Here is a 21,451-nt window from a genome sequence, read left to right as displayed (position 1 = left end):
TCCGGTCGCCGGTGCGCCAACAGATGAAAGCATAGTTTTTAATTGAGACTATTAAAATAGGGAAAATAATGAATCATTATCAAATATATTTTAATAATGATCCGTCATCACTCTGCTACGAATGATGCCGACAGGCGCAATATCTATTAGTGGTAGGTAGCCAAGCAGAGGCACAACTAAAAATCCCGCGCAATGACGGGATTTTTAGCTAAATAGCGCGTTAATAACTATTCATCACCACTGGCAACAAAACGGTAGATCACAGCACCAATCACCGCACCAACGATGGGAGCGACCCAAAATAGCCACAGCTGGCTAACGGCCCAATCACCGACATAAAGCGCGACACCGGTACTACGTGCCGGATTAACCGAGGTATTTGTCACCGGAATAGAGATCAAGTGAATAAGCGTCAGACACAAGCCAATAGCTATGGGAGCCAATCCAGCAGGCGCTCTGGAATCAGTAGAGCCCATAATCACAAATAGGAACATCATGGTCATCACGACTTCGCACACCAGCGCCGCGGTTAATGAGTAACCACCGGGGGAATGTGCGCCGAAACCATTAGAAGCAAAACCAGAGGAAACATCAAAACCGACAGCGCCACTGGCGATAACAAACAGCACACCACCCGCAGCTAAGCCACCAATCACCTGAGCGACAATATATGGCAGTAGATCACTTGCCGGAAAACGCCCTCCGGCCCAAAGACCAATAGAAACCGCAGGATTAAGATGACATCCGGAAATATGGCCAATGGCATACGCCATCGTGAGTACCGTCAAACCGAACGCCAGCGATACACCAAGCAAACCAATACCCACATCTGGAAATGCAGCCGCCAATACCGCGCTACCACAACCACCGAGTACCAGCCAGAATGTACCAACCAGTTCCGCAATATATTTTTTCATCCGTTCAACCCTTATATAAAATCCTTCAACCCTGACGCTATGCGCATTCCACCGCACAACAGATTCAAGTGTAGAAGGAAGTTTCAGGAATGGGTTGCTAATTCAGCATGTTATCTCGGTAATTACCGATTTGAATGCTGATCCATGCCGGCATAAAGAGTATTACTCCTATGATCCAGTGGATGCGGGCTGCCACCACTCAATTTTGTTGCGAGAGGAGTCATTGCACCAAGCAAACACACAGACTTCGATGATTTAACATCGGCCACCAGCGGCCATCGCCAGCCTGACCTGTGCAAGCAGTGCAATTAGGGGGTTATCAACGGGGACATATAAGTTTGGGTGGCAAAATAGTCAGTTGACCAAATAGAATAGCCCCCGAAGGGGCTAACAATGGAAGGAGGTGCAATATCAGACGCGGTTTGTCATCAGCCTACTGACTTAATTAATTTGTCTTCCAACACGTCTTTGCCGCTGAAAAACCAAACTAACGGAAACCGGTACGGCTGTCGCTATATCCGACAAATTGGCTATTTTTCGCAACGCTTCGATACCCGCCTCTAAGTTAAAATCTTTAGCGGAGATCACTACAGGTTTAAATGAGGTCACCAACAATCTATCTTTGCTAAGGCGGGTCATCGTCAGCTCTGCGGTAAACTGTTTTTCTTTTCCATGCAGTGACAGTCTCAACGGAACCGACAGATTGTAACTGTCTCCCGCGTTCATCGCAGAAAAGCGGCTAATGGGGATCACCCCGCTAGCATCAGCGGTAGCAAAGGAGGCCACCTCAAACAGCAGCTCCTTCATGCGATCATTTCTTATCGGAATATTGGTTTCGACACTACTAAGGTCAATCGCTAAATTGACCGCACCACTTTCCGCAACGCTACCCGAGATTTGCTTAAACTGATGAACTTCACCAACTGAATTTTTCTTTATCGAGACAAAACTCACTACCGATTGGTCGTTCATCAGCTGCCATTCAGCCAACACTGGGGCCGAAATAAACAGCGCCAAACACCATATCAAAAATCTACTTTTCATCGTCATGCCCTTACCATCGCACATTTGACTAGAGGCAGCAGAAGCAAATACCTTGCGCCAATACCGTCAATATACTCAACATAGTACCCTAACTTTAACGGCATCCTACAAAACAATCTCAACTGATGCCGTGAGGATCAAAGGGCAAATGCCCGGTTTTCACCAAGATAATTGTTTCCTCTTCAACAAACGGATAGTGCTGGCTCATGTGCGGGCTTCTTATCCAAGTGCCCTTAGGATAACTACCGTGCTCATCCTTGAACTCGCCCGATAAAACCAATATCTCTTCGCCACCAAAGTGACGGTGGGGCTGAAAGCGCTCACCCGCAGGCCATCTGACCAAAGCAATATGCTCATGTTCAAATTGATGCAGCGGCATCACCTCTAAGCCACCAATACCCGGTTGCCACGGGGTCGTCGAAGTGTCGATACGTACCGTTTGCCCATCGCGGCTATCAAACTGGTTTAACTTAACGAAAATGGTACACCCCTGCTCACTAAACGGTGCATGGGCACTCCCTGGTGGGTGACGCAAATATGTACCCGCACCATAATCACCGCTCTCATCAGAAAACACACCGTCGAGTACAAAAATCTCTTCTCCTAAAGGGTGTGGGTGCGGACTAAAGCACGATCCAGCTTCATACCTAACGATACTGGTCACATGTCCCGCCTCCTTATCATCACGCGCCAGAGGTTTACGCAGCACACCAACAGAGGGACTGGCGATCCAATCCAACTCTGCAACGTTAATCACCACTGCTTGTTTAAAGTTCATGTTCAGCATCTGTTACCCCTGCGCTTACTCAAAATGTCACACTCTCCGGATGCGGTTAGTAGTTGCCACGTCATCAAATCGACTGATTAGCCACAGCCCTGCACCTGCACCTGCACCTGCACCTGCACAGTAAAAGCAAAGGCAAAGGCTGCCAATACTACAAATCAATGGCTGCCGATTATTCGTTCTCAGCGTCTCAGCAATGACATAAGCTGACTCATTTAGTACTTTTAATATCAGACCGAAAATTAGCATGACCGCTCACTTAGTTATAATCCTGTGGTTACCAAGAAGGCTCTTTAGTCAGTGCAACAACCATTTAGTTACTCACACAGCGCTAAGCTAATCGCGGTATAATCCAGTTAAGTAGGATATCCGCTCTTTCATCAATCACCTCGGACACCTGACATTGCGCAAAAACCTGTCAAGAAATAAACGTCAATCCCGCACAGATAGCAAAGGACTACACCCGAGGAATAAACACAAAAGAGGGTATGACTTTCCTCTTCTGGTGAAGAGTTATCCGCCACTGGCCCCCCACGTTAAGCCCAACGCACACGGCAACCTTTCCATTCTATTTGCCGATCCAAAGGCAGTAAAAGCTCTCAATGCTGCGCTACTAAAGACCTACTACCATACGACGGATTGGGATATCCCTGACGGCGCTCTGTGTCCACCAATTCCCGGCAGAGTAGATTACATCCATTATGTCGCTGAGTTACTTGGCATTGATGAGCCATCAAAGGATCAAACCAAAGACGGGCCGACAATATCCATGCTAGATATTGGCACCGGTGCCAGTGGCATTTATCCGATACTGGCTTGCCAAACTTACCACTGGCACTGCGTAGGCAGCGATATCAATTCCCAATCACTGGATAATGTCGCCACCATCATCAACAACAATCCATCACTAAAAGAGCGCTTCTCTGTGCGCCTACAGACTGATAAGAATCAATTCTTCAAAGGGATCATTAAACCCGGTGATATTTTCGATATCAGCGTGTGTAATCCACCGTTTCACGCTTCACCGGAAGAAGCACGTAAAGGCAGTCAGCAAAAACTAAACAATCTCGCTCGTCATCGGGGCGTCGACGATGCCGCAGGCAAAGTTAACATTGCCTCACCCGCTCTAAATTTCGGTGGGCAGGAGGCAGAGCTATGGTGCAAAGGGGGGGAACGCATGTTTCTCAAAAAACTCATCAAGGAGAGCCGCGACTATTCATCTCAATGCCGCTGGTTCAGTAGCTTGGTATCCAAAATTGACAATGTAAAACCCGCGAAGCAATGGCTGCGCAAGCTTGGTGCTTCTGACATTCGAGAGATAGAGATGGCTCAAGGCAATAAGATCACACGGGTACTAGCTTGGACCTACCGCTAACGTAGCAGCGCTGAAAGCTGTCATCTTCATAATCTTGATGCACGAGGCGGTCTCAGCCGAAATAGAATGAGCCTCCATTGGAGGCTCATTCTATGAGAAGTCTCGCTGTATCACTTCTGCACTAGCACCTCTGGCGCATTTACCATGCCATAGACCGCTAGATTAAAACGTTTTGACTCGCGAGCGTCTGCCAGCGTCGATACGATGATCGACTTGGTTTCACTGTCTAATACTGCGAATGCGCCTGCATTTAGATAGAAATCGAGATAGTCGACCACCGCCTCTGCTTTCACTTCGTCGTCGCCGTCACTGCCTTCCCAAAGCATTTCTAGGTGGCTGATATCTAATTTAACCCTCGCCTGATCTAGGGTATATGAACCACTATCATCGACAGTACCTCGCACCAAGCCATTGCCAATCAGCTTATCGAATGCATTCAAGGTCGCAAACTGACGGGATTCGGTCATTAGCTCTAACTCTGGCGCGGTCAACGAATTGGCAGCTAGTTCCCCGGCAGGCGAATAATCCGGCAGGAAGAAATTAAAGACTGTCGGAGCGCCTAATGCTCGCTGGCCGATATCAAAGTTGCCTACTCGTAATATGGTGGCGCCCGCATCAAAGCGATCCGCAAATTCATAGTTCAAGCCATTTTCAGAATCGTCTAACGGAATACTTGAATGTGCAGTTAAGAGTCGCATCAACGCAGTCGCTCGCAGTATCGGCTCTTTCACTTTGCCGAATGTAGATGATGCCGTCACACTCGGATTACGGGCTTCCGGATCTAATAGGATCGCTTTGACCATCGCCTTGAGATTACCCGACGTACCGTAAGCATCAGACACTCGCTTAATATAGCCAGCACTAGGATTGGACGTCACCAAACGCTGTATCAATATTCGGCCAATATAAGGCGCAGCACTGGAATGGCTCGCTAAAGCCGTAATAACGCTACTGAGTTCCTCATCGGCACCCTCTGCAGACATATCGCTTGAAGCGGGGATGATCAAGGTTTTACCCTGATCGGTAAACAGTATTTTTTCACCAAAATCATGATGCTGAGGAAAGAACTTCATCGGCTCAGTCCAACGATATTGAGTCTCTGGCACCCCGCCGCCGCCCAAACCAAATTGGGTATTGTCGACCATCTCTCCATCAATATTCCGGGCGCTCATGGCCAAGCCGGTAAAGACCCGAGCCATCTGTTGAATGACCTCATTGTCGTATGTGGCAACAGGAAGCCCATCACTACCTAGACGGATAGCGCCATTCTTTTGCCGTTGCACCAAGCCAAAGCTAAATAGCTGCATCACTTCACGGGCATAGTTTTCATCGGGATAATAACCACTAGCAGGATCGGCTTTCTTATTACGTAGGTGACTTAACCACTGCCCCATGGTCGCATGCCGTGACGCATCTTCAAGTAGATCCCGGTATGAGCCAAATGCATTCTGGCCTAACAAATCCCAATAATCGGCCAGTCCGCGATGTGCATTACGCAGTATATTTACCGAGTCTGAAACAACCAATATTTCACTTAATGCAAAAGCCATCCGCTGCCGCAGTTGATCTTTAGCATAAGTGGCTATAGTCCAAAAACCATCTTGGCGATCTTCAAAGCCTCGGGTTTCAAATGCGGAATTAGAAGCATCGGTCAAAGCTAACAAAGAGGTCTGTGGCGCCATCATTTGCGCTTCAATCCAGGCATCATAAACCTGTAGTCGATTCGTTCCCGCTGAATCAATTTGGCTGCGCAATGCCTCATACTCTGCTGGTGTTGCACCGAACGTGGCCTGAGTCAAAAACCGAATAATATCCCGGTCAACATCTTCCGGCGTTAACTCCATCTCTTCTGGCGGTTCTACGCTTTCATCGTAACGAAAATGGGCACTGATCTCGCCCGCTGGATAATTTGACGTATGGATATTTAAAAACAACTCTCCAGCAAACAAAGCATCTAACATCTCCTGTCGGGTAACAAATATGCCACCTGGGACTAAATCCCACTCAAAGCCAGTTAATGGGCCTAAGGTCTCGATATCCTTAATCATTGTGCCCGATGGTGACAAATGAATATGTTGATCGGTTTGTACTGAGCTCAAATTGAAGAAGTTATAGCTGAGTTTTGCCTTGGTATTATCACCTTGCAAAATAAGACTCACGGTGCCGCTTGCTGTCGTTACTGCTTCGCCTTGAGGCCCGAACAAACCAATAAATACTTTGGCGTTTTCCGTTGTGTTTTTGGCATCACTAATGACAATTTCAGCGGTCTTGTTAGCGCCCAATTTATACTCTTCACTTGCGACTAGGGTTATCGACAAGGTTTCAGGCACCTCGTGCAAGCCGTCACGGAGAGGGAGAACTTCAATCACCCGCCGGTTCTGACTTTGCAAAAATTCAATTTCAGCACCGACAACACCACCATCACTGTAAACCAACTCGTAGTCAGCAGCAGATGCAGAGCCCTCGGTTTGGTCTGATGATCCGGCCACGAGATAAGGCAGCGCGAATGAACCGTTGGTGCTGTCCCGTTCAACAATAAATTTGGCTATATCATTGCTTTGCTCATACGCCTCAGCAGTTAAAGTTGATATAGAAACCGTTACAGGCACAGGGTCCGGAGTCGGATCGGGGTCCGGCGTTGGGTCAGGATCCGGCGTTGGGTCAGGATCCGGCGTTGGATCAGGGTCCGGTGTCGGATCAGGATCCGGTGTCGGATCAGGGTCCGGCGTTGGATCAGGGTCCGGTGTCGGATCAGGGTCCGGAGTTGGATCAGGGTCCGGTGTTGGGGTCGGATCAGGATCTGGCGTGGGCACAATAACCGAATCGTCGTCACTACCACCGGAACCACCACAAGCAATCAAACCTGATGCTAACCAAGCAACGACCAGAAGACGCAACAAGACAGAGCCATTCATTACGCGTCTCCCATATTTAAGAAATTCAAATTAGTGCTCTCTGCAAACGGGTCGGGAAAGTTAGTCATCGACGGAAAAACCGAACTCAACTCATCCATAGGGGTGCCCAACCAATGGGCGAGTACAGCCGAACATTGTGACGTTGCGGTTGTTGGGATCCATCGCCCTCGACCTTTGTTCTTGTCGGCATCTAAGCCCTGCCCCATCTGAAAATCAGGATGTGTACCAAAGAAGCGACTTCCATTCACAGCTCCGCCTAAAACAAGCGCATGCCCGCCCCAACCGTGGTCTGTGCCAGCACCGGCATCATTGCCATTTGGCGTAAATGTACGGCCAAATTCTGAACCGACATAGCTCAGAACTTTATCGAAGTCATTTTGGCTCACTAAGGCATCGCGAAATGATTTAAGCGCCGCGTTGAGGTCTTCCATCAACGCACTGTGATCAGCCAAAATATTTTGGTGGGTATCAAATCCGCCCATCTTGACGAAAAAAATCGGACGCTGATTGGTGCTGCTCGCTCGTCCGGCGATCATTTTTGCCACCGTTTTCAGCTGTCGGCCAACAGTCGTTGTATCAGCACCTGTCGCACTGAATATCCCGTCGTAATCAGTATTATTTGCTTCAGCGATACTGAACGCATCAGCCACTACCGCACCCGCAGTGATGCCTGATCTAAAGGTCTGCTGATACTTTTCCGACATCAAATGCGAAGAGCCCGCATTCATATATGCCTCAACCATCTCTTCGCGTTCAGCAAAAAAACCTCTGAGACTGACCTGTCCCTTATCACTCAACACATATGTATTTACTTCAGAGTCGCGACTTACTTGAAATGGATTAAGGCCCGCAACAGAGATCAACGGAGAAACTTTCGAATCAGGATTCCTATCACTTACTAATTCAGCTACACGTCCACCCCAGCCATAGCTAAAGCGCGACGTTGGTTCGCTTTGATACTGCCTTTGCTGATCAGAATGTGAAAAAAGTTGTGGCGGCAATGTAACCGTACCGCTTAAAAATTCTTCCCGAGATGTTGGCTCATGTAGGTTACCCACATTACAGATAACTCCCATTTCGCCAGCATTAAACATATCGGCCATATCAGTACACTGTGGGTGCATGCCGAAGCCATCGTAACTTTCATCATTATAAATCTGCGGCGGCTCGGATAGATTCAATGCAACAAGATCTTCTTTAGCAAGAGCAGCATTCTGTCGGCTCTCTTCATACCGCGTACGAAGTACACCATCCTCCTTGGGGGCAACCATATTGAAACTGTCGTTACCACCAGCCAGAAAAATGTATACCAGCGCTTTATAATCATCACCTGCATCAGCATTCTGCATCTCGGCCGCTTGCAGCAGCCCCGGCAAGCCAATAGATACAGCGGCCGTAGCCACTGCCGCTGATTGTGCTGACTGTATAATGAAGTCTCGACGAGACATTTTAGTTTTCATGAAATCATCCATATAAGCATGAGTATTTGTTGTTGACGTAAAAAACAAAAAGGCTTGTTTCTGTGCAGCAAGAAGCGCTTGAACAATGTTAATCTAATGTTATTAAGATGTTACGTTGGCGAGGTAAGATGAATGATGAGCCGGTTGAAAATCAATCAACTTTTCAGGTATTGAGATGTATATCACACAAATAGGGGCTGTAGACAGGCGGATAAATCCACAATTTTTCAATGGGTTAGACTGTTAGCGGTAGCAATCACCTAATGATAGGCGAGTAAAGAGAGGCAATACGAAAGTGATAATGCTAGGGCTTGAAGATTAGCCCTATATCCAGTGACTCAGCCTTAGGTTTCTACAGGCCACAGTGCCACGATAACTGACACCAAGGATGAGACGGATCTGATAGGATCGCATTCAAATGCTCAAAAGCCGTTTCCATCGCGCCGTCCAGTTCTGGACTGGGGAGTAAATCTGCCTTGTTCCAATAGAGCCGCCCAACTAAATGGCTGGTAGCAAATTGCTCCGCACTTGCAAATAGATTCTGCGCCACCCTACCGGCATCGATCAGATATCGCCAAGCATCCTCTAAGCTAACCATGCCAACGGTGTATGCACTTCGAACCAAGAATACGATCCGAGCGATATCAAACCCTTTAACGCCGCAATCTCTTAAACTCCAACAGTGTGGCTCAATTAAGCGTTTTCTATTGCGCCAAACGGTATCACTTTCAGCATCGATAACAGCCATATAGTCACGTTTATCAGCCAGAAGAAATTGCTGATTGATAGCAAAAAAATCCTTGCTGGCTTGAGTGGAATGAAGCCAGTTAATTCTATCCCGTAGCTCATTTGCCGACGTCACCTCGTAATCTCGCTCCAACATGAGCCTGAGTGACGTACAACGTTTTTCATTCTCTGGCTCAACCAACGCCATCGTTTGATATTGATTCATGCCGTTCTGCTGACACAAATGAGCGCACAAGCTCAATAGCCAAGTTTTCTGCGTCGAAGTCAACCATTCTGACGTCCAGCCTGCGTCCAGTTGTTGCTTATTCATTATGACCTCCTACGACAAGTGGCTCTTGTAACGCCTCTAATTGCTGAGTAATCGCCGACTGTAGCTCAGTCAGAGACGACTCTGGTGACTCAATGTTGTCACAACATGCGCGCGCTTTTTCCAGCCACTCTATGTGCTGAGAGGCTTCTTCATGCTGAAAACGAACAGCTTGCAAGTAAGCCTCTGCCGCAGCCTGGAACTCATTTCTTAGCTCCAATGCGTCAGCCTTAGCTTGATACAACACCCGTTCAGGCGCCAATGCCTCTAGGTTGAAGCAGAAGTCGAGAAAGTGACCGTCGTAAAACTCCATCGTAAGCCTGAACTCATTGGCTAGCCTCATGCCCAGCTCAGATGCATTGCGCTTATCTGGGCAGGTATTGTCGAATTGAAGGGCGCTAATCAAACTATTAAGGGCGGCATGTCGAACTGAATGACGCTGCTCTTCATTCAACTCAATGGCATCAAGATCGACGGCTCTCAGGTAGGCCAGCGCCTGCGCATAGCTTTGCAACCCGTACAAATCATTCTGCTCCAGGTCTAGCTCCTGTTGCACATTTGGCCAGATATACTCCACGAATGTTTCGTCATCAACTTTATCCAACGCATATACAATGACGTCCGCGATCACTGGCCAAACTTTTTTTCCATCTTCCAATCGCTGTTGCCATTCATCCCAAAAATAGTCCAGATCCATTGCTCGTAAGCACTCGCCTCTAGCCTGTTCTTTTCGATCGCCATAAGCGTGCGGATACAGTTGGATAACCTGCAATATTTCGGCATAGCGTTTACTCGCCAGTTGCCGCTCAAGAATATCTTCGTTATGTGGTTGTGATAATCGATGCTTCAAGTGCTCCAGCTGTTTACGCCAAGCTGACGCCAGCAATGCGCGAGCTTCAATATCCTGAGGAACTTGTTTAATGACCTGTTCCAGCAGCCCGATGGCCGACGGTAACTGTTCTAATTGGATAAGACACTGGGCATGAAGCTTTATCAGCGACGGCTCCCCCCGCGAGTCAACAGCCCACTCAGTGATTAGTTTTGCGGCAGCTACAAAGTCTTTCAGGCCGTAAAGCACACGAGCCTGCAACTCTCTGAACACAGGCCCATGGCGTTGGGTAAACTCAGTCTGATCCACAGCAATTAACGGTTCAACACTACTCAGGCAGTGCCATGCCATCTGAAACAGACCGCATCTCAAAGCGGTTCTGGCGACATAGGTGAATAGCGAAATATCTTCTGCGAATGCTGGCTGGATCTGACTCAGCAATGACTGAAGTTTATCCTGAGAAGGTCGACCAAAGATGCACAACTCTTCTATCGTATGGCGCAGTTCTAAATGCTGTATAAGCGGTTCAATGGCCTGAGTCTCATCGAATTTAAACTCATAGGGAATGCGCTGTAAACGGGTCGCACAATGCCTGCTAATAGCCTCAGCCAATCCCCGTATGGTCTCATTGAGGCTATTACTTTGCTCCGCAGACAACTTCAAGGCGTTATCTAAGTAACTCAGTACCTCTGGCGGCAACAACAGGTGCTCGCTTAAAAATTCCAGTGTACACAGCATGACCGCACTGCTCTGATCAAGATCCCAATACACTGGAGAATCAAGCAATTGCTTCCACGCTTCAGGGTTACCTCGCTCAGCGACATCCGAGTACAGTTGCAGCAGTGAATAACGCAACTGCTCTATTGTTTTCGCTTTACCTCGCGCAGCAGTGATCGGTTCAGAAATTTCAACGGCAACCGGCGCAACAGGATCCGAACGACTCGGATCCTCAAACTCTTCCTCATCACTTTCTGAGGCAAGTGGTTGTGGCTCCTGTGCACTGTTGTCCAATGCTGGAGATGTAGGGGGTTGGGGCGTAAAGGTTAAAGCATCTTCTTTGTTATCTGATGCCGATCCTGCGCTCTTCTTCTGACGCTTTGCTTCTTTCTTGGCGCTTTCGTACGCCTTACGCAACTGTTTGAACTGTTCTGGCTTATCTTCTGGATTGCACTGTTTAAGCAGCGTTGTATAGGCCAACTGGATCGTACGTTTATCCGAGGTTGGCGCTATGCCCAAAACTTCCCAACAACTCATACTCTGGTTCTCATTAATGCTTTAGAATGGGTGTACTTAAATGGCAAACAAAGCTGCACTTTCAGTGTTATTAGCTGTGTAGAGATCAGTCTATATCCGCATAATCTAACTCGACTTTTATCCTGCGCATCATTTGTTCTATTGCACTATTGTCGTGACCTTTCAGCACTTGGGAAAAATCTGCCAACATCGTGCCTACCGCTTCACGCTCTTTGCCTAGTTTTTCTTGATACAGGCGCTCAAGCTTCGCCATGAAAGTGGTGTTAGCTAGTTTGTCTTTAGGCAGGATTTTTAAAGCATTCAGTCGGGCAAAATTTTGCTCCAGCTGTTCGCGGTTCAAGTCATCATCGCCTTCGCTGACATAGGTACGATATTTCTTACCACTCGAAACCTCTGTCACCTCGACTTCCAGTACACCATTCAGATCGTAGGTGTAAGTCAGATAAAGCTCTTGGATCTTTTCTATCGGGCTTAAGCGGATCTTCAGCTCCCCAAGAAAGACATTGTCCTGCGGTCTGAAGCTTTCCCCCTGATAGATATGCAGTAAAACCTCTTTCTGAGCGGGGTGAGTTGAATACACCGAGCGGGTTTCACTGACAGGAATGGTGGTGTTCCGCTCTATCACCGGCAAAAATTCAGTTTGGTCATGACGGCCCAACACTTCGACACCCAGGGTATAAGGGCAAACATCGGTCATGATAACTTCGCGTAACGCATCACTGCGCGCTTTCACGCCAGCCTGAATAGCCGCGCCAACCGCGATGGCATGGTCGGGTTGATAGTGAGATTGCGGTATACGGGAAAAAAGCCGGCTTACTTGCTGGCGGAAAACCGGCATTCGCGTGGCGCCACCCACCATGATTAAACCGTCAATATCGTCAAGAGATAGTTCAGCATCAGACATCGCTCGATTCAGAGGGAATTTAATCCGCTCCATCAGCTCGCTACAACGTAATTGAAAACGCTCTTCAGATATCTCATAACGATATTGAGTGCCATCAACTTCGTATTCAAATCCAGCCTGACTTTCAGACGTTAAACGGCGCTTAAGACCATCACATAATGACCACAATCGACGCTTCAGAGTTTCGGGTAGATGAGAAGGAAGCGCTGGCTGATTAGCGATCAAATCTTCAACCAGGACGTTGGTAAAATCGTTGCCGCCGAGATGATTATCACCTGCGGATGCATGTATCTCAAAGGTGTTGTCAAAGACTTCAATCACCGAAACATCAAACGTGCCGCCACCTAAATCTAAGACAAGATAGGTCTGTTCAGTGTCTTTTTGTTCAAGCCCATACGCTAACGCCGCCGCCGTTGGTTCATTGATTAGCCGCTCAACTTGCAGTCCTGCGAGTTCGGCTGCTTGCTGTGTTTCTTGGCGTTGCTTGTTATTGAAGTAAGCCGGCACCGATATAACCGCCTCTTCGACGGGCTCGCCTAAGTATCCCTCGGCTTGCTCTTTCAACGCTTTAAGAACGATGGCGGACAGCTCCACAGGAGTATAACTCTGGTCACCCAACCAATAGGTTTTATCTGTACCGAGAAAACGTTTGAATTCTGCAACCGTCTGTTGGGGGTATATCGCCATGCGATCCTTCGCTGCTTGCCCTACCATCATGTACTGATCATCTGACAAACTGACTACTGAAGGGGTCAGTACATTGCCTGCAGCATCGGGTATCAGCTCAACTTCTGTATCCTGCCAAACACCAATAACACTGTGGGTTGTACCGAGATCGATCCCGACTTTCATTGCTCACATCCTTCTACTACGAATGAACAAACAAGGATTGATAAAATTGGATAGAAAACAATTCTGTTTCGACAGCGAATGTCGATTGTTTCTACGTCCTTGTATGGGGTAAATAGCACGCATTAGCGCTCACTTGTGAGGCTAACATTATCACGACACATTCGACAAATATCATAGTGTGACAATAAGTTACGATCTATGATCTATCCCCTGCTCGCTGCTGCTTGTTATTTTCCTTAGCACAACCATTCCATTCGTTCAGCTGCCAATAGCGCTCCGTAAACAGTGATTGTCCATTGGCTCCTGCTCGGATCCGCTGCGCATATTCAACTGACATTTCAGCATTGTGCGCGAAAGTACCGACAAACGCTCGTTGCTGGGAAGCATAAGCGCCGTAGGCTCTCTGGGCTAAGCTAAACTCGTCTTGGCCAAAGTCATAGTGTTGAAAATGTGCCTGATAACCTTGTTCAGAAGCCTGCTCCAACGAAGCGGAAATCAAATCAAAACAAGCTACGCGCGCTTCTCCTCCGGGCAAATATTGCTGCACATAGCTCATCTGGCTCAGCGCTTGTAAATAAAGGGCTATATCCGTGGGATAGCGATACCAAGTGTGGTTTTCTGCAACCGGATCAGGGCGCGCCCCAAGCTGATAAAGGCGGGCTTCAACCGCCCCCGAACATAAGGCATAGGGCCTGTCTTCATAGAAGCTCAACTTGGGCAAATCGGCCTGCAGCGAAGCGCTAAAACAGAGGCGATGATCCACATGGGTGCCCACCGCTAACGGCGCATAAACGCGGTCGATGCTCAAGTCACACACCAATCCACGCAACTGTGTTGCCAGCGTTGCGACGACGGCAGCATCTGCTGCGGCGATATCCTCCAAAATGAGCGAGCGAAAATCATAATAGGCTGAATGGCGAAATGGCGCATCTTCAAAGCCAAGTTCAAGCCCCCTCGCCTGCAATAGATTAAGCGCGCGGATATTCTCGGCCAAGCGCTGGGCATAGCTGTCATCCCCCTTGCTAAAAACGGTCACGACCGTCACATCAATACCCGCCTCAACATCCTGCATGATCTTGCCTGCGCAAGAGAAAACCACGTCATCAAAATGAGGTGAAATATAGAGATGTTTCATCGACACAACATCGCCCCGCCGACGGCATAACCCAAGGTCAATACCAGCACGCTGCGATAGGTTGCCAGCCGTGAGTCATTCGCCGCATAAACGGCGGCAATTTGCGCGTCATTAAACAGATAAACCGTGTCGATACCGCCTGCGGCGAATTGGTCGATAGACTCCAGCAAGGAAAAATCAGCCTGCGCGGGAAAATAGGAACAAGCACCGAGCGCCTGTGCTGCTTGCTTTTGCCCGCTATTAACTTCGCACGGCAATGCCAAAGCAATAGATGAGGGCGAATCAGCCGGCCTTTGCGCCAATGCCTCGGCCACCCAGCGGCTAAATTTATCTTCATCTTCGTCATGCGTCCGCGTGTGCTGAGGCAACAGCAAAGGCAGTTGTGCCAAATCGCGTTCGAAGGTCTGGTAATGGTGGCCAAAGCCTAACTTAATTTGGGTTTGGCCTACGTCCATCGCCCAGCCATTAAGCCCGATGCTCGCCAAATACTGCAAACCGCCATCAACCCCACTAAATAATGGGTTAGGCGCAGTAAATACCGGCTGCGCCACTCCGGCCAAACATGCCGATACCGCCGGGTCTAGCGCCCCGCCACCGCACAAAAAAACAGCTTCAAATGGCGCCGCCGGCAAGCACCGCCCCGCACTAAACATTGTGGCTAACTCACCTCGATGCAGTTGCTGCAACACGGTCACCAACATCGGCGCAAACCGCTTATCTGTCATTAATTGCCACAAAGGCCCAAGTTCGGTTTGTGCATCCCACAGTTCCAACGGCGTGATTGCTGGGGTATCAACAGGCTTAATGATCATAATCAGACTCGGCCAATGCCAACACCAATTGGGCCGCTTTCTGCGCACCATCGACCTGATAACTTACTGACACCCGGCGCATATTTGCCTGGATCTCAGGATCGTTCAACAGTGCAGCTAACGCTTGGCTACATTCGCTCACACTCGCCTGCTGAAGGTCGAGTACTCGGCCGATATTCTGTTTTGCAACGTAAAACGCTTGATGAAATTGATCATTACAGATGGGACTGATCAAAAGCGGAACCCCGCCATGGATCGCCTCCATCACCGAATTGGCCCCGCCGTGAGTGATCATCACCGCAGCGCGTTGCAACATCGATAATTGCGGGGTGTAGCGCGACAAGTAAACGTTGTCGGGTAGATCCACCAGCTCATCACTTCCCAGCAGGTCACTCACCGTGGCAACCAATTGCACCGGCATATCCCGAACCGCAGCAAACACCGTATTAAACATCTGCGGTTGGTAATAGATCTGACTACCCAGCGACATATAAATCAGCGGCATATCCGCGTCTAACCATGCCCAATCAAACTCTGTTTCATCACCGCGATCACACAGCGGGATCGATGGACCGACACATTCAACATCATTCGCTACCGGCCCCACTAGCTGCTCGGTGGTAAAGGCGATATTCAAAAATGGTGAAAGCATGTCACTGCTTTTGAACACGACATTCATGCCATGTTTCGAAAACAGCGCCTGCCGCTTGCTTTGCAACGAAGCCAGCGTATCAAGGAGCTCACTGGAGACCCGAGGATCCAATACTGGATTGAGTGAGTTGGATATAGCAACCCAAGGCAACTGAGCAGCATTGGCAGCAATCGCTGCACCATAGAGCATAGGATCGGTAATAATGATATCCGGCTTAAACTGGTTGATCGCAGCAGAAATACCCGCAACCCCCTCTTCTACCACGTCCACTAGCAACATCTCTATCCACTGCCTAAGCCACTGCGCATTGCTCACCTGTTCGGCAAATTCGCAGCCACGATTTGCACTCCTTGCCGTCTGAGCCAAAGGCTGACCCAATTGGCGCGGCAGCGAAGCGGCGTGCAGTTGCGCTGAAATGTCATGGGAGGCATAAAAACCAACCTCAACCCCGGCGCGTTGCAAGTGCTGTGCAACCCCAATATACGGATTGATATGGCCTTTTTCGGGGATCAGCGTGAAAAGAATACGAGTCATTAAATAACAACCTTATAGCGTTGCTGCCAATACGATAATGAGATGACACGAAATAACAGCGCGCGTTCCATCTCAGTTAACGGCTCGCGCTGTGTACTGAGCGAGAACAAGGGCGCCAACTCTAAAAAATGACCAATGAATTCAGCTGAGGTCTGCAATGCCGTCCGTGCTAATCGCTGATAAACCAGGCCTACTGATTGTGCTTTAGGTAAGGCGGATTTAGGCCGGGTACGCACCTGCTCCGGTAACAGACCACGACTGCCCTGACGCAACAACCACTTCTCACAACCCTGTCGATAACCCAGCTCTGGATGGACCTTGCGGGCAAAGTCTAGCAACTCAACATCAGCAAAAGGCACCCGCGCTTCAAGGGAGTGGCGCATTGCATGAATGTCACCATTGTGCAGCAAGCGCGGCAACCAGCGTTTAACCACCAAATAGGCGGTCGCCAGCGAACGTTCGGTGGCGCTGTGCCAACCGTACCCCGCAGATCCAGCCAGCTGTTGATACTTGTCGTTGAACATCTGCGTTAGTTCCTGCGCACTGCCTAGCGCCAATTTGGGCAGGCTAAATCGCGCCAAAATACCAGCCGGCGAACGGGTGGCGGCTTGGTCAAGCAAGAACGGATAGCCCCAATGGGTTTCATCCGCCGCATCGCCCACCAGTACCGCTTTAAACTGCGCCCCGGCAACACGGGCCAAATGAAACTGGGCAAACTCTTGCTCCCAGGCAGGCAGCGCATCATTCACCGCAGCCAATTCACTGAAACTCTCGGCAATCTGCTGTTCGTCCACATCAACAATCTGCTGCCGCAGCCCAATCTCTTGCGCGGCACCAAGGGCACACGGCATATCGTCTGAACTGACAATAAGTGAGTTGGCATAATCAATCTTGCCATGATCCGCGAAACGAATACTGAAACAGGCAAGTGGCTGCGGAGCCGCTTTATTGGCAATGGCGCTGATCAAAGTCGAGTCCAACCCACCACTGAGATAGGTTGCAACAGGCACATCCGCTCGCATTGCTCGATTCGTCGCTTTACCGAGTAAATGGCTCAACTCATCTTCGACATTCTGCTCTGGCGTTATTTCAGCCGTTAGTTGGTAATCGCGCCACTGCCGGATCACAAGGCCATTACTATCGATGTGTAAGCAATGACCCGGTTGCAGGTATTCAATGCCAGCGAACATCGAACTCTCTACCCCGCTAAAATAGGGCGCGACCAGATATTCAAGGATCGCATCCGCATCGGCCTTCACTGGCGTTTGCGCCACCGCAACAATGGCCTTGGCTTCAGAGCCGAACAGCAGTTCACCGTGCTGGTACTGATAGGCAAACGGCTTAATCCCAAGTAGATCTCTGGCGGCAAAGCCCTGCTTTAACTGCTCATCCCAAATAAAGAAAGCGAACATGCCATTAAAGCGATGCAGCGCCCGCTCTCCCCAACAGACATAAGCTGCCAGCACCACTTCGGTATCAGACTCGGTGGCAAACGACCATAGCGGCGCTAGCTCACGGCGTAACTCGGCAAAATTATAGATCTCACCGTTGTACACTAGGCAATAACGCTGATCGCGGGAAATGAAGGGCTGATCGCCGCCCGCAAGATCAATTAACGCAAGGCGCGTGTGTGCCAGCGCAGCGCTGCCATAGTACTTAAACCCACAACCATCCGGGCCGCGATGACGTTGTGCAGCAAGCATCGTCGGTAAACGAGTTTTAAAATTGGCGTGAGGATGATTAAAGTTAACAATGCCCGCTAGGCCACACATGAGTTAGACCTACTCAACTGTTGGCGCAATAGCGTTAGCGTGATCCAGAGTGTTCGGTTAGCCAACGAACTCAGGTCGGGCTGAATAGCCAAACTTTTCGCCAACCGGTCAACAGCGGCACCATCCCAATATCTATCGAGACAAAAATCCGGTGCTAATCTGGGTTGCTTAACTTGGTTACACAGCCAATCGGGCAACAGGTTTTGCCCCAATTGACGCAGTGCAGTCTTGTTACTATCAGCAACCCGTTGCCCCGCAGCAACCACTTCAGGGGCAAAAAAAGGCGAGTGATAAGGCAACTGTTGGCTACGAACAATTGCGCCGACTAACGGCAAATAATTAGCAGAGGGCACACCACTGAATACCTGATCGGCGGCATCACCGGTGATCAGGCAGTCGATGCCATCCGCGTTCATCGCTTGAGACAGCAGCAATTTAGACACTGGATGCAGGTTATAGATCGGGGTTTCAGTCGCCGCAATAGTCTCGGGCAACGCGGCCACAAACTGCTCAGCATCAGCCTCAACCACGCGCAACGGCACACCAAAATGCTGCGCCGTTCGCTGGGTGATCTCCAACTCACAATAGCCCGGCAATGCGCTAGCCAAGGTATAAACCTCCACATTGTCAGCGCCGATATGCTGCAGTAAAGCCAGTATTAAAGCCGAGTCAAACCCACCACTCAACGCCAAACCACAGCGTGAATAGCGCCGTACGATTTGCTCAAGTGCCGAGGCCAGCGTGTCAAACAAAGGTAACGGACTAGCTAATACAGGATTGGGCTGACAGACAAGATGCCCGCGGTCCAACACAAGTCGATAGCCCGGCGTCAGTTTATGCACCTGTTCAATACAGGTTCGGATCCCATCCGGGTCACGATGCAAATACTGCAACACTCCTTGCTGGTCGAGCTTCAGTTCGCTCGAATCTCGGCAGAGTGCCGCGATAGTTGTGCCATGCGCCTGACTGCCAACACGATAGTAATAAGGAAAAACCGCAAACGGATCGCCCTCATAGATCACGCTCATAAGCTGATCTCTCCAAGGGCGATCAGCTCAGCTCGATTCATTTGCCGATGCGGCTTCTCATCGGCAAAACCGCCCAGACAGCGGTAGCAGGTTGCCAGCGGTTGTTCACGCGTAAGGTATTGATGTACCTCTGTCACCAATGTCGGGCGCTCGTCTAACACCACACCGTCGTCTAAATATTTGGTATTACCGCCGTTGAAGCTATCGAAATGCGGTGGGCGGGTACACATATAGAACCGGCCTTGATCAACAATATGACAGCGCTCGCGCAGCCAACAACCCGCAAATACGTCGCGGGTTTCATCCTCTGTTGCGGGCGCTTGCCAGCGCGTCATCTGCACAAAATTCGATTGCTCTTTTAGGTTCAACTCAACATCAAACTCAGCGGCTTTACGCTTAATAAACGCCAGTGTGGTTGGCGGTAATTTAGGTTTGGGATAAATTGAAATGGTTAATCCGTCCAATAATTGCCAGAAACGGTCGGGCATCTTTTCAATCAGCAAGGCATTGGTGGTCACTGACAAAATATTCGCCAGCGGCCTTGCCACTTCGATGCATTCCATCAATTGCGGATGTAATAAGGGCTCGCCGCCCACCAACTTTAAGTAGGTTGGCGCAACCACTTTTAACGCCGCCTCTAAATCAGCTTTAACCTGCGCGGGCGTAACACAGCGCGCTGGCAGCATCGGCGACAGAGAACAGCACTCGGCACATTTTAAGTTACAATGATCAACGATATGCGCCTCAAGGGAACGCGTCACGATACGGCCATTTTCGATGGGATATTCAAGCAACGGCTTCATACAACGACCTCATTTAGATCACAGCCACGGCTATACACAGCTTCAATCTCAACCAATAGTTCGGAACGACAGATATCAGCCGCAACGTAGCTGACGTCAGCTGCTGTGCCCAACTCATCACCAACCACCGATTGTATGCAGGCTAAATAATCAGGATCACGCAGATAAACACGGTACTGAGCCTGAACGCCGGGCACCTGATAATCACAACCTAACGCCTGTTTGGTGCACATCAGTATTCGTTTAATGTTCTTCAGAGCTAAGCGAGTCTGTCCATTCACATCACCCAAATGCAACGACTGGTGCCCTTCAATACTCGCCGTACCTGACACCCACAACTGCACCCCAAACGGGCTTTCAACATGCTGCGCACGCGTAAACGAAGGCGCGTGACGCCCGTATTGAGGGGGATAATCAAAGGCACTGACCTGCTGACGGTTTTCTACGGCTTGGCAGGGAGTTAGACCAGCAATGAAATAGTGCACAAAACGATCACTGTGATGGCTGCCAACCGCAGTTGCTGCAGGCAAAGTTGTGCCCTGCCAAGCACTAGTCGCAAACGCTTCGGCGCGACCACTGCAAAAATGCTGATACTGTTCGGTTCCCTGCTTTATTCCATTGATATCCGGCAGCTCATTCCACATTCGATAGATAAAGGGAAAACTAAGCTCGGATAACAGCCGACGAACTTGTAAATAACGCGCTTCGGCTTGCATCGCCAACGAGCCGACCGCCAGATCAAAACCACCAAATACAACCTGACTGTTATAGGCCAGTATCATCTCACCGCTATGCCAATAGCGCGGCTGTTCACGGGAAATAAACAGCTCCGCATACGCGCCGGACAACGGCACCAGTGAGGAGGTAATTTGAGGCCAGATAGGCGTTAGTTTCGCGGCTAAAAAACTTTGGTCAGCGCCATAGATGACGGCACCCAAAATACCCGCTTCGGACTGCCGACAAATCGCAGCATACTGCTGCAACGAAACGCGCTTAGAAATAACATCATGTGTGGTTTTGTCGCCCAGGTGTTGTTCCTCAACACCCTGCTTTAGGCCTTCCTGCTGCATAAATAATCTCGACTTCCATAACGGTACTGCATCCTTTCAATAGCATCATAGCCGTATTTGGGTAAGCGCCCAAACAGACCAGAGAGTGACGACCGTCACCCATTTGCGGGGGATGATAACGGCGTAGCGCCGATTAGAACATTGATGCGGAGTAATAAATGCAACGCTGAGAAGCCGTTCGTAAAGAAATTCCCTTGCGCCACTTTAAAACCTTAAAATAGCCAATAGAGACGAAAGCTTTAGCAAGGAAAAGCTCT

Annotated in this window: 16 protein-coding genes; 1 reads left to right on the top strand and 15 read right to left on the bottom strand. The window is 49.4% G+C overall.

The features are described from left to right. Positions 1 to 227 precede the first annotated feature (227 nt). The 3 genes from aqpZ to EXY25_RS01410 all read right to left on the bottom strand — a co-directional run bounded on the left by aqpZ (position 228) and on the right by EXY25_RS01410 (position 2,748). The gene (gene aqpZ / locus EXY25_RS01420; RefSeq protein ID WP_114336822.1) at positions 228 to 917 is read right to left on the bottom strand and encodes an aquaporin Z; all 690 of its coding nucleotides are present in this window, start codon (positions 915 to 917) and stop codon (positions 228 to 230) included. Between the two features lie 441 nt (positions 918 to 1,358). Continuing rightward, a complete protein-coding gene (locus EXY25_RS01415; protein ID WP_165419217.1) occupies positions 1,359 to 1,961 on the bottom strand; it encodes a YceI family protein in 603 nt (200 codons plus the stop codon). 118 nt (positions 1,962 to 2,079) lie between these two features. Further along, positions 2,080 to 2,748, bottom strand: a complete 669-nt coding sequence (locus tag EXY25_RS01410; RefSeq protein ID WP_130565466.1) for a cupin domain-containing protein — start codon at positions 2,746 to 2,748, stop codon at positions 2,080 to 2,082. 400 nt (positions 2,749 to 3,148) lie between these two features. Between EXY25_RS01410 and rlmF the strand changes: the two genes are divergently transcribed. Next, positions 3,149 to 4,120, top strand: a complete 972-nt coding sequence (gene rlmF, locus EXY25_RS01405; RefSeq protein WP_130565465.1) for a 23S rRNA (adenine(1618)-N(6))-methyltransferase RlmF — start codon at positions 3,149 to 3,151, stop codon at positions 4,118 to 4,120. A 110-nt stretch (positions 4,121 to 4,230) separates the two neighbouring features. Here the strand turns inward: rlmF and EXY25_RS01400 are convergent, their stop codons facing one another. From EXY25_RS01400 to EXY25_RS01340, 12 genes are all read right to left on the bottom strand, one after another. Then, positions 4,231 to 7,035 (bottom strand): DUF1800 family protein, encoded by a 2,805-nt coding sequence (locus EXY25_RS01400; protein ID WP_165419216.1) that lies wholly within the window; start codon positions 7,033 to 7,035, stop codon positions 4,231 to 4,233. After that, complete coding sequence (locus tag EXY25_RS01390) at positions 7,035 to 8,495, bottom strand: DUF1501 domain-containing protein (protein WP_114336827.1); 1,461 nt, start codon at positions 8,493 to 8,495, stop codon at positions 7,035 to 7,037. Before EXY25_RS01390 ends, EXY25_RS01400 begins: the two co-directional genes overlap by 1 nt. A gap of 352 nt (positions 8,496 to 8,847) precedes the next feature. Then, positions 8,848 to 9,552 carry a DUF1266 domain-containing protein gene (locus EXY25_RS01385; RefSeq protein WP_130565463.1) on the bottom strand — a complete coding sequence of 235 codons (705 nt, stop codon included), beginning with the start codon at positions 9,550 to 9,552 and terminating at the stop codon, positions 8,848 to 8,850. Then, a complete protein-coding gene (locus EXY25_RS01380) occupies positions 9,545 to 11,632 on the bottom strand; it encodes a J domain-containing protein (RefSeq protein WP_130565462.1) in 2,088 nt (695 codons plus the stop codon). Before EXY25_RS01380 ends, EXY25_RS01385 begins: the two co-directional genes overlap by 8 nt. An 85-nt stretch (positions 11,633 to 11,717) precedes the next feature. Further along, positions 11,718 to 13,388 (bottom strand): Hsp70 family protein, encoded by a 1,671-nt coding sequence (locus EXY25_RS01375; RefSeq protein ID WP_114336830.1) that lies wholly within the window; start codon positions 13,386 to 13,388, stop codon positions 11,718 to 11,720. Positions 13,389 to 13,584: 196 nt separating this feature from the next. Beyond that, positions 13,585 to 14,523: a PIG-L deacetylase family protein gene (locus EXY25_RS01370; protein ID WP_246019507.1), complete on the bottom strand. Its 939-nt coding sequence runs from the start codon at positions 14,521 to 14,523 to the stop codon at positions 13,585 to 13,587. Next, the gene (locus tag EXY25_RS01365; RefSeq protein WP_130565460.1) at positions 14,520 to 15,335 is read right to left on the bottom strand and encodes a hypothetical protein; all 816 of its coding nucleotides are present in this window, start codon (positions 15,333 to 15,335) and stop codon (positions 14,520 to 14,522) included. Before EXY25_RS01365 ends, EXY25_RS01370 begins: the two co-directional genes overlap by 4 nt. Continuing rightward, complete coding sequence (locus tag EXY25_RS01360) at positions 15,325 to 16,521, bottom strand: glycosyltransferase (protein ID WP_130565459.1); 1,197 nt, start codon at positions 16,519 to 16,521, stop codon at positions 15,325 to 15,327. The genes EXY25_RS01365 and EXY25_RS01360 overlap by 11 nt, the downstream gene beginning before the upstream one ends. Continuing rightward, positions 16,521 to 18,293, bottom strand: a complete 1,773-nt coding sequence (gene asnB, locus EXY25_RS01355) for an asparagine synthase (glutamine-hydrolyzing) (protein WP_130565458.1) — start codon at positions 18,291 to 18,293, stop codon at positions 16,521 to 16,523. Before asnB ends, EXY25_RS01360 begins: the two co-directional genes overlap by 1 nt. Beyond that, positions 18,281 to 19,321 (bottom strand): asparagine synthase-related protein, encoded by a 1,041-nt coding sequence (locus EXY25_RS01350; protein ID WP_130565457.1) that lies wholly within the window; start codon positions 19,319 to 19,321, stop codon positions 18,281 to 18,283. The genes asnB and EXY25_RS01350 overlap by 13 nt, the downstream gene beginning before the upstream one ends. Next, entirely contained in the window at positions 19,318 to 20,124 is an 807-nt protein-coding gene (locus EXY25_RS01345; RefSeq protein WP_130565456.1) for a radical SAM protein, read from the bottom strand. The genes EXY25_RS01350 and EXY25_RS01345 overlap by 4 nt, the downstream gene beginning before the upstream one ends. Next, positions 20,121 to 21,194: a chorismate transformation FkbO/Hyg5 family protein gene (locus EXY25_RS01340; RefSeq protein WP_130565455.1), complete on the bottom strand. Its 1,074-nt coding sequence runs from the start codon at positions 21,192 to 21,194 to the stop codon at positions 20,121 to 20,123. The genes EXY25_RS01345 and EXY25_RS01340 overlap by 4 nt, the downstream gene beginning before the upstream one ends. Positions 21,195 to 21,451: the final 257 nt, after the last annotated feature.

This window comes from Corallincola spongiicola (genome assembly GCF_004284785.1).
Lineage (GTDB): Bacteria > Pseudomonadota > Gammaproteobacteria > Enterobacterales > Neiellaceae > Corallincola > Corallincola holothuriorum.
Note: the sequence above shows the minus strand (reverse complement) of the source record. Positions and strands in the feature narration are given on the sequence as shown.